Source organism: Desulfovibrio sp., from assembly GCF_009712225.1.
Classification (GTDB): Bacteria; Desulfobacterota; Desulfovibrionia; order Desulfovibrionales; family Desulfovibrionaceae; genus Desulfovibrio.
Map to the genome: position 1 here is coordinate 330,911 of NZ_WASP01000005.1, position 9,570 is coordinate 340,480.

The following is a 9,570-nucleotide window of genomic DNA, read 5'->3' on the forward strand; positions in this document are numbered from 1 at the left end:
GGCTGTGAAAGGTGCATGTTAAGCAGGTCTGCAGACATATCGAATACCTGTATTCTGTGCGGGCATGCCGGTTCCACGGTTTTGCTCTGTTGAAGATCTTTCGCTCCCATTGGAAAAAAGCCGCCGAACCGGAACCTCTGGTTCGACGTTGTTTAGAACGACAGGCTTTTTACGAAAAAGGACGCTTTATGTTTTTTCGCAGTATCAGAACTGCCATGTTGCTGGTGATCAGCCTCGTGGTGCTGGCAGTGCAGTCGGCTCTGGTTGTTGTGGTAACGCGCATGGGCGACGATGCAAATCTTGCGGCGCGTACCCACGAGATGGATCTTACAGCCGACACTGTTGCCAAATCTCTGGGCGATTTTGGAACCCAGCTCGGCATGTTCGTCAACGGCGTTTCCAAGCCGCCCCGCTTGCGTGAATTTCTGCTGACAGGCGAAGACCAGAAGGGTACGGAAGTGTTTTTGGCGGCCATGTCACAGGCAGCGCCCGAGATCAACACGCTGTATCTGTTTGACGCCGCAGGCAAACAGGTTGTTACCTGCGCTCAGGGCAAGCTGGGTAAGCTCAGCAATCTGGCGGAGCGCGAATACATAAAGGCCGCACTGGCGGGCAAGACCGGTTACAGCTCTGCGCCGATCAAAAGCCTTGCCACCGGCAAACTTATCGTCAGCGTCACAGCGCCCATTTTTGACGCCAATGGCAAGCCCATCGGCGGCGTGGGCATGTCTTACGACATTGATGGCCTCACCAAAAATCTCAACGCCATCACCCTGGGCAAGACGGGCCGTGTCATTGTGGTTTCGCCGCAGGGCGTTGTGATCAGTCACGCCAACAGCGAGCTTATACTCAAAAACATGGATGCCGAACCGGGCGTGCGCGAAATGGTCAAGACCGAAACGGGCAGCGGTGTGGAATTTGTGCGTGACGGCGAGCAGCGCATGCTGGCATGGGACGCCGCCCCAAACTGGAACTGGCGCGTTGGTGTGAGCATCAGCCGCGAAGAGGTTGAGGCCCCCGCCATTGCCCAGCGCAATGCCATGCTGATTATCGGGGCCATTACCATTCTGGCTCTTGTGGGTATCTGCCTGTTCGCACTCGAAAAAGTCGTTGTGAGCCCCCTGCGGCAGCTGCAGGGCTTTGCCTCGGGTGTTGCGGGTGGCAATCTGAATGCCGAGTTGTCCATCAATCTGCGCAATGAAATCGGCAGTCTGGCCGAGAGCCTGCGTGTCATGGTGGGCAGCCTCAAGGCCAAAATTGCAGAGGCTGACGAAAAGAGTGCTCATGCGCTGGCAGAAACGGCCCGCGCGGCCCAGGCCAGGGAAGAAGCCGAGACGGCCCGTATTGCTGCCGAGCACGCCAAGGCCGAGGGCATGCTGCACGCGGCCACCGAGCTCGAGGGTGTGGTGGAAGCCGTGACCTCTGCATCTGAAGAGCTGGCCGCCCAGGTGGAACAGGCCAGCCGTGGCGCAGGGCGCCAGACCGCCCGCGTGGGCGAAACCGCCACCGCCATGGAGCAGATGAACGCCACCGTACTTGAAGTTGCGCGCAATGCCGGTCAGGCGGCGGATTCTGCCAAAAACGCCAAAGGCAAGGCCGAGAGCGGCGCAGACGTGGTGGCCCGCGTGGTTACAGACATCAGCCGTATCCAGACCAGCGCCGTGGAACTGAAAACAGAGATGACCACGCTCGGCAAGCAGGCTGAAAGCACAGGGCAGATTTTGGGCGTGATTTCAGACATCGCCGACCAGACCAACCTGCTGGCCCTTAACGCCGCCATCGAAGCTGCACGCGCTGGCGAGGCCGGGCGCGGTTTTGCCGTGGTGGCCGACGAAGTGCGCAAACTGGCGGAAAAAACCATGACCGCCACCAAGGAAGTGGGCGACGCCATACGCGACATCCAGAACGGAACCCGCAAAAATGTTGGTAACGTGGATCAGGTCGTGGGCATGATAGATTCCACCACCGAGCTCGCGGGTACGTCTGGCACAGCCCTGCGCGAAATTGTCGAGCTTGTGGACGCCACGGCCCAGCAGGTGCAATCCATCGCCACGGCGGCAGAAGAACAGTCGGCCACCAGCGAAGAGATCAACCGTTCCATTGAAGACGTGAACCGCATCTCGCTGGAAACCAGCTCGGCCATGCAGCATTCTGCCGGGGCGGTGGCCGAGATGGCCCAGCAGGCCCAGGTGCTGCGCGGGCTCATTGCCAACATGAAGTCGGGAAGCGACAACTGATGATAGCGTCTCTCGCGCAGGGCCCTGCTCCGGCGGGGTCCTGCACGGCATGACTGCCAGTCTTGCAAAATACAGATGTGTATGGGGTGAGCGCCAAATAGCCTGAAGCAGGAGGCGCTATGCGGCGCACCCTGTGTTTTGTGCGGTGCTGTGTACTGGTGGCCGAGCCGCATCTGGCGCAAAAAACGCTGCCCGTGGTTTCGTACCAGCACAGCGCGGTATTTACCCGTGCAGTTATGCCCTCAAGGCCTGAAGAACCAGAAGAAACGCGCATTGTGGCCGTCCGCCGGGGCGCGTTTTTGTGCGACGTGAAGAACCAGAAGAATTTTTTTGATAGCAGGCGCTGAATACATACTGTTGCGATCAGAAATATTACCACAAGGCGCTCAGGGGGCTAATCCTGACCGCCTTGTGCATTATAATGGCGTGCGAGGTGCGCAAAGGCAGAATTACGCTCCCTATTCAGCCGTATCAGCTCCAGAGGCGGTTTTTCTGCGGTTGGGTTCTGATGAATGGGTCATTTCTTCAAGGAAGTTATGCAAAAAACATATGGCGTCTACCGTGATGAGTTCGCACAAATGCGGCGGGTCATTGGGGTGGATGCCGCCGGGGCGCAGATCCTTGCAGGCGAGGCTGCTGAAGCGCTCGGTAAACTGGGTGGCAAAGCTGGCGCACAGATCCACAATGTCGCCTTCGTCCTTGCCCAGCTCTGCGCCGTGCAGGCCGATGAGCAGCAGACCGCCTTCCACCAGACCGCACTGGCCGCCAGTGCCGCCAGCGCCATGGCAACCCACAACAGCCGTGTACACCTGGGGGTGCAGAGGCTCCTGCAGCATGCTTTCAACGCAACGCAGCGTGGTGCGTGCGCAGTTCAGGTCCCTGTCCCAATAATAGTGGCGCACAAGGGCGGCCACTCTGTCGCGCGTGTTCATGAATTTCCTCTCAGGTGAAGCAGTGTTTTCCATCGGGGAAGATCGACGTCCAGATCGAGATATTGGGGCGGAAGACGCAGCGGCGCGGCGGTTTGCAGGGCGCGGGCAACATCGTCCACGCTGCCTGTGCGGGGCAGGCTCTCCACGTCTTGCAAGGGGCAAAGGTCAAAATCGTCTGTGGGCAGCATGGCTACTACTGGCAGGCCCTTGATGGCGGCATCCAGTGCTGCGGTGGTAGAATTGGACGCCCACACCACAACGCCGGGCACGAGCTGGTCGGCAATGGGGCCGTCCACAACCTGCACCTCGGGCGCGCGGCGGCCAAGCAGGGCGTTGAGGCGTTCCTGAACCGGCAGATAGGGGTGCGGCTTTACACGAATATCCCATCCGTCCAGCAGGCCCGCGTGCAGTGCCCGGGCCAGCAGGGCCAGATGGGCCTCGGTTTCGTCGGCAAAAAAGCTGGTTACGACCAAAAGCTGGCGGTGTGCAGGATCTGCGCCTTCCGCCGTCGGTTGATCCTGTTTGGCCGGTTCCGCACCGTTGTCGGCAAGGTAGAGATAGCGCAGGGCTTCAACCTCACCCAGTCTTTTGCCAGGTACCCCCGCCTTGCGCCACTGAGTGCAGGCCGACTGCCCGTTGCCGCGCACGGCGTCGGGCTGAAAGGCGGCCAGATCGCCCAGAAAGGTACGCGGATCGTCAAAAAAACGAAAGTCCGTGGGGCGTATGGTGGAGTGCTGGGCCCCGATGACCGGGCCGTTGCCCGCATCGTGTACAGCCTGGGTGAGCATGCGCTCCCAGGGGCAGTTTTCCAGCGGAAACAGCGTCCAGCGCTGCTCGCCGGTCATGGCGGCATAACGCCTGAATGCCCGTTGTTGCAGACAGCGTTCGAGGCAACGCCAGCCCCGGAACGACTCAGCCCAGTAGGGGCCGAGATAGCTCCAGAAATCAAGGTGCGAGTCAGCAAAATGGAAGGCCGCACGGGCGTCCTTTTCAACGCGCAGGCTGGCCACGCACAGGCGGGCGTAGCGGAACAGGGCAGCCACGAGATCGCCGGTGGTCAAAAACTCTTCCAGATAGTGGAAGCTTGCGCCGTCCTTGCCCTCGCGCCTGAACCGGTCGCGCAGGGCCAGGCACTGGGCCAGGCTGAGCTGCGGCGCAGGAAAACGGATAAAGAGCCAGCGCACAAAATGCTTGCTCGTGCCTTCGCCAGCCTGTCCGGCGGTTTCATTCAGCGCGTTGTGCAGACTTTCCCAGTAGCGGCTGCGGAAGCGGCCTTTTTCAGCCGCCTTCATGTCGATGTTGGGAAAATAGGTGGCAATGGTGGCCGCCTGCCCTTCGGTGGGCGGCAGGGCGCTGTTGGCCGCAACCGGCGGCATGAGGCGACGTACGGTCCACCACCAGTAGGCGTAGCGCGCCAGAGCGCGCAGGGTAGGCGGCGTGGCGTCATAAATCTTGCGCAGCAGGCTTTTGGCCGGGGCTGGCGGGGTGGGGGTGTCGCAGTTTTCGGTAAACTGTCGGTGGCCTGTGCGGCACATGCTGGCCAGCGCGCCACGCAGATTGGCATCGCCGCCAAAAACACGCAGGGCAGCAAAACCGCCCTCGTCCATCAGGCGTTCTACAGCGCGCAGCTTGTACACAGTGTAAAGGCCGGGAGTCATCTTGGGGTGACGCTCGTACAAAAGCGAACACCACCACATGGAAAGTTTGTCTCCGCCGCAGAGCCAGTGCTGTATTTCGCTGCCGCCCACGCGCAACCGGCCCATATCGTGCGCCCAGGTCATGTGCTCGGAGCGGATCTGCGTGAGCTCGTCACGCAGGCGGGCAGAGAGCGAAATTTCGCCTTCGGGTGCTTCCCACCCGTCCCAGTGGACAATAACGCGTTCGGGCAGCGCACCGCCGGTTTCGCTCTCGGCCTTGCCGCTGGGGCCGTATCCAGGCGCAGTGCACAGGGTGCGCGCGGCTTCGGGCAAGGCAGGGCCTATGACAAGAACAAGCTCTTTCATGCTGAGTCCCTAGCGCCCCGTACCTGTGGTATCTGCGGCTTTGGCGATGTCTTCCGCCTCAGGGGCGGCGCTGGCCTCGTTCAGGGCCGCCCAGATGGCAAGACCGTAGGGCGGCTGCAGCACGCCCTTTTCGGTGATGATGCCGGTAATGAGCTCTGCCGGGGTTACGTCAAAGGCAAAATTGTACACGGGCACGCCCTCGGGCGTAAGGCGCTTGTCGCCCACGTGGGTGACTTCGCGTTCCGGGCGCTGTTCAATGGGTATGCCGCTGCCGTCGGGGGTGGTGGGGTCGATGGTAGAGAGCGGGGCGGCCACGTAGAAGGGAATATTGAAATGCTTGGCCAGCAGGGCCACGCCATAGGTGCCGATTTTGTTGGCAGCGTCGCCGTTGGCGGCAATGCGGTCTGCGCCCACTACCACGCGCTGCACCATGCCCTTGCTCATGAGCAGGGCGCAGGCATTGTCGCAGGCCACGGTAACGGGAATGTTGTCCTTGTGCAGTTCCCAGGCCGTGAGGCGCGCGCCCTGAAGAAATGGACGTGTTTCGTCGGCAATGACCGTGATGCGCTTGCCCTGCTCGATGGCTCCGCGAATGACGCCAAGCGCCGTTCCGTAACCAGCCGTGGCCAGCGCCCCGGCATTGCAGTGGGTCAGCACGCAGTCGCCGTCCTGCAGGCATTCGCCGCCAAAACGGCCCAGGGTTTTGCAGGCTTCCACATCTTCGGCCTGCATTTTTGCCGCTTCGTCAAGAAAAATGGGCAGCAGGGTAAGGCGGTCGCCGCCGCCGTTGTTCATGGCCTTCCACCAGCATTTGCGCATACGGTCAACGGCCCAGCGCAGGTTTACGGCGGTGGGGCGGGCGTTTGCCAGCCGGTCAAGAAGCTCCTCGAGCTGGGTGGCCCAGTCGGGCCCGACTGTTTCGTTGAGGGCAAGGGCACAGCCCCAGGCCGCAGTAACGCCGATAGCAGGAGCACCGCGCACCACCATGGTTTGCAGTGCGTAAATAACGTCATCGGTATTGCGGCAAACTATGTCCGCCTCCTGCTCTGGCAGAACGCGCTGATCAAGCAGATGGAGCGCGAGGTTTTGTCTGTCAAAGCGAATGTGGTCTTCCATAGTTTCCTCCGTAGAGCTTCAATCTATTTCCCAATGGTACACTAGAATTGGGTGAAGGCAAAGCGCCGTGGGAGACCCCGCGCCGGAAACGGCGCAAAAAAACATGCCGCACCAAGGGGTTCTGCGCCGCGCAATGCTTTACAAACAGGCGCACGGCTGGCTATGCTGCGGCATGACAAAATCGTCTTTGGCGCTTTGTGAGTGCGCTGAAGGCGCACGGGCTTTCTGTGCGGCTGAGCGACAGGGCGGAGTCCATGCCCGCGCTGTGCGGGCGTGACCTTGCCGCGGCTACATAGGAAAGACTGCATGTCGATCAACTTAGGAGCTATCAGACATGGAAGAGTTTTCGCGGATTCGCCGCCTCCCTCCCTACGTTTTTGCGGTGGTGGGAGATCTAAAAATGCGGCTGCGTCGGCAGAATATCGACATCGTGGACTTCAGCATGGGCAATCCGGACATAGCAACGCCCGCACCCATCGTCGACAAGCTTGTTGAGGCAGCACAAAAGCCGGTGAACCACCGCTACTCGCTTTCGCGCGGTATTCCGAACCTGCGCAAGGCAATCTGTGATCGTTACGCCCGCCACTACGGTGTGCAGCTCGACCCCGATAGCGAAGCCATTGTGACCCTGGGTTCCAAGGAAGGTCTCGCCCACCTTTCGCTGGCCATTCTTGAGCCCGGCGACGTGGTGCTTGCGCCCGATCCGACCTACCCCATCCACAAGTATGCGCCCATCATCGCCGGCGCAGACGTGCGCAGCGTGCCCATCGGCCCTGGCCGTAATTTTTTTGAAGATCTTGAGGCAGCCATGCGTCAGGCCTGGCCCAAGCCCAAGGTTCTCTTTATCTGCTACCCCCACAACCCCACCACCGAGGTGACGGATCTGGAATTCTTCCAGAAGATTGTCGACTTCGCCAAGGAACACAAAATCTGGGTTGTACATGATCTGGCCTACGCCGATCTGGTGTTTGACGGCTACAAGGCCCCCAGCTTTTTGCAGGCCAAGGGTGCCAAGGACGTGGGCGTGGAATTCTATTCCCTGTCCAAGAGCTATTCCATGCCCGGCTGGCGCGTGGGTTTTGCCGTGGGTAACAAGGACCTCATCCACGCCCTTGCCCGCATCAAGAGCTATCTCGACTACGGCATGTTCCAGCCCATCCAGATTGCCTCTACCGTGGCCCTCAACGGTCCAGAAGACTGCGTGCACCAGATCCGCGACGTGTACCAGGAACGCCGTGACCGCCTTATCGAAGGTCTCAACCGTATCGGCTGGGAAACCCCTTCGCCCAAGGCGACCATGTTTGTGTGGGCGCACATTCCCGAACCCTTCCGCAAGATGGGCTCTGTGGAATTTTCCAAGCTGCTGCTGCAGGAAGCCCACGTGGCCGTTTCGCCGGGTCTGGGCTTTGGCTCGTACGGCGACGAATACGTGCGTTTTGCCCTGATTGAAAACGAGCACCGCACGCGGCAGGCCATCAGCAGCATGCGGCGGTTGTTGTCGGGCGTCGCCGACTAAAACTGTTTCGCCCTCCGCGCCTTTTTGTTTCCGGCGGCGTCAGGTGGTCTTTTTATTCCGGTCGAGTACCGTCTGGGTACACTCCCTGCATAAAAAGCCCGCCTTCCTTGCCGGAAAGCAATAATTCGCTGGATGGCAAAGCAGGTTCCGGACTGTTGCGGCTCCAGCAAAATACACAGCAAGAAAATGAAGTGACTGAAATCGGCGGGGTCGGGAGTATTTCCGGCCCCGCCGCAGCAACCATAAGGCCGCACACGGCCAACAACCGCGCAGGCCCGCGGCGGACAGACCGGGGTTAGGCAGCAGATCTGGAGGCGACATGACGAAGAACAGCGAAAAACCCCTGGTAGTAGGCCTTGCGGGATTTGGTACGGTGGGCGGCGGTCTTGTGCGCCTGCTCGACGAAAATGCCGACCTTATCCGCCGCCGTTGCGGCCGCGCCATCGTGCTCAAAAAGGTGCTGGTGCGCAACGCCACCAAGGCCCGCAGCGCCCAGTTGCCCGCCGGAACAGAACTGACCACCGACTACCGCGCCCTTACGGATGATCCCGAAATCGACGTGCTGGTGGAGCTCATCGGCGGTATCGACAACGCCCGCACCATCATCGACCGCGCCCTCGACCAGGGCAAGCACATCGTTACCGCCAACAAGGCTCTGCTGGCCGAAGAAGGTCTGGCCCTGTTTCAGAAGGCCGACCGCAAAAAACGCATTCTGCGCTATGAAGCCAGCGTGGCCGGGGCAATCCCCATTGTGGAAACGCTGAAGGAAAGCCTGACGGGCAACCGCATTGAATCGCTCATGGGCATTCTTAACGGCACCAGCAACTATATTTTGTCCGAGATGACCAGCAACGGCATGGATTTTGACGTCGCGCTCAAGCAGGCCCAGCAGCTGGGCTATGCCGAAGCCGACCCCACGCTGGACATCGACGGCCACGATGCCGCCCACAAGCTCATCCTGCTTATCCGTCTGGCCTACGGGGTGCACTATCCCTACACGGCCCTTTCTGTGCGCGGCATTCGCGGGCTCTCGGGCATGGATATCCGCCTTGCGCGCGAATTTGGCTACCGTATCAAGCTCATCGGGCAGGTGCGCGAGGTTCGCAATGCCGAGGGCAGCGAGGGCGAGGACAATATCCGGCTTGAGGCTGGCGTGTTTCCTGCCCTTGTGTACCACAAGTTTCTGCTGGCCCGCGTGGGCGGCGTGTACAATGCCGTGCGCGTGGACGCCAACGCATCGGGTCCGCTGTTTTTCCACGGGCGCGGCGCGGGCGACCTGCCCACCGCCGGAGCCGTGCTTGGCGATTTGCTGGCCGTTGCCCGCGACGAGCGGCCCAACAACACCGGCTTTGTCACCAAGGAACTGCCCAAGGCCTCCATTGTGCCGCCGGAAGAATGGCGCTCGTGCTACTATGTGCGTGTCATGGTGCAGGACACCCCCGGTGTACTGCGCGACCTTTCCGGCTGCATGGCCGCCGAGGGCATCAGCATGGCCCAGGTTATCCAGAAAAGTGACGAAGGCAACGGCGTGCCGCTGGTCTTCATGACCCACGAAACCACGGCCCGTGCCATGAGCGACGCGCTGCAGCGCACCATGGACGCAGGCCTGCTCAAGGAACCCGCGGTGTACTTCCGCGTGTTGGGAGGAGCATGATACTTTTCGACGAACCATATGTCTCGCCGGAGCTGCTCGATTACGCGGCAGCACGGCGGGAACCGGTGCTCGACAATGCCGTGGGGGGGGGGGGGTTCCCCCCCCGCCCCCC

Annotated in this window: 7 protein-coding genes; 4 read left to right on the plus strand and 3 right to left on the minus strand. The window is 60.9% G+C overall.

The window, feature by feature from the left end; translation table 11 throughout:
- Positions 1–188: 188 nt before the first annotated feature.
- Both F8N36_RS05290 and F8N36_RS05295 read left to right on the plus strand, forming a co-directional pair.
- Entirely contained in the window at positions 189–2,237 is a 2,049-nt protein-coding gene (locus F8N36_RS05290) for a methyl-accepting chemotaxis protein (RefSeq protein WP_291331755.1), read from the plus strand.
- 119 nt (positions 2,238–2,356) lie between these two features.
- Positions 2,357–2,584 (plus strand): hypothetical protein, encoded by a 228-nt coding sequence (locus F8N36_RS05295; protein ID WP_291331756.1) that lies wholly within the window; start codon positions 2,357–2,359, stop codon positions 2,582–2,584.
- A 111-nt stretch (positions 2,585–2,695) separates the two neighbouring features.
- Here F8N36_RS05295 and F8N36_RS05300 read toward each other — a convergent pair whose 3' ends face one another.
- The 3 genes from F8N36_RS05300 to mtnA are packed head-to-tail and all read right to left on the minus strand — an operon-like array spanning position 2,696 to position 6,288.
- A complete protein-coding gene (locus F8N36_RS05300; RefSeq protein WP_291331757.1) occupies positions 2,696–3,169 on the minus strand; it encodes a C-GCAxxG-C-C family (seleno)protein in 474 nt (157 codons plus the stop codon).
- Positions 3,166–5,172, minus strand: a complete 2,007-nt coding sequence (locus F8N36_RS05305; protein ID WP_291331758.1) for a TIGR04326 family surface carbohydrate biosynthesis protein — start codon at positions 5,170–5,172, stop codon at positions 3,166–3,168. The genes F8N36_RS05300 and F8N36_RS05305 overlap by 4 nt, the downstream gene beginning before the upstream one ends.
- 9 nt (positions 5,173–5,181) lie before the next feature.
- On the minus strand, positions 5,182–6,288 hold the full coding sequence (mtnA, locus tag F8N36_RS05310; RefSeq protein ID WP_291331759.1) for an S-methyl-5-thioribose-1-phosphate isomerase: 1,107 nt from the start codon (positions 6,286–6,288) through the stop codon (positions 5,182–5,184).
- Positions 6,289–6,622: 334 nt separating this feature from the next.
- Here mtnA and F8N36_RS05315 point away from each other — a divergent pair, with 334 nt between their 5' ends.
- Positions 6,623–7,804: an aminotransferase class I/II-fold pyridoxal phosphate-dependent enzyme gene (locus F8N36_RS05315; RefSeq protein WP_291331760.1), complete on the plus strand. Its 1,182-nt coding sequence runs from the start codon at positions 6,623–6,625 to the stop codon at positions 7,802–7,804.
- Positions 7,805–8,123: 319 nt separating this feature from the next.
- On the plus strand, positions 8,124–9,458 hold the full coding sequence (locus F8N36_RS05320) for a homoserine dehydrogenase (RefSeq protein ID WP_291331761.1): 1,335 nt from the start codon (positions 8,124–8,126) through the stop codon (positions 9,456–9,458).
- The last annotated feature ends 112 nt before the right edge of the window (positions 9,459–9,570 follow it).

What these genes read in the sequence shown, in the direction of transcription:
- F8N36_RS05290 (WP_291331755.1), top strand. Translation starts at nt 189, where the DNA reads ATGTTTTTTCGCAGTATCAGAACTGCCATGTTGCTGGTGATCAGCCTC.
- F8N36_RS05295 (WP_291331756.1), top strand. Translation starts at nt 2,357, where the DNA reads ATGCGGCGCACCCTGTGTTTTGTGCGGTGCTGTGTACTGGTGGCCGAG.
- F8N36_RS05300 (WP_291331757.1), bottom strand. Translation starts at nt 3,169, where the DNA reads ATGAACACGCGCGACAGAGTGGCCGCCCTTGTGCGCCACTATTATTGG.
- F8N36_RS05305 (WP_291331758.1), bottom strand. Translation starts at nt 5,172, where the DNA reads ATGAAAGAGCTTGTTCTTGTCATAGGCCCTGCCTTGCCCGAAGCCGCG.
- mtnA (WP_291331759.1), bottom strand. Translation starts at nt 6,288, where the DNA reads ATGGAAGACCACATTCGCTTTGACAGACAAAACCTCGCGCTCCATCTG.
- F8N36_RS05315 (WP_291331760.1), top strand. Translation starts at nt 6,623, where the DNA reads ATGGAAGAGTTTTCGCGGATTCGCCGCCTCCCTCCCTACGTTTTTGCG.
- F8N36_RS05320 (WP_291331761.1), top strand. Translation starts at nt 8,124, where the DNA reads ATGACGAAGAACAGCGAAAAACCCCTGGTAGTAGGCCTTGCGGGATTT.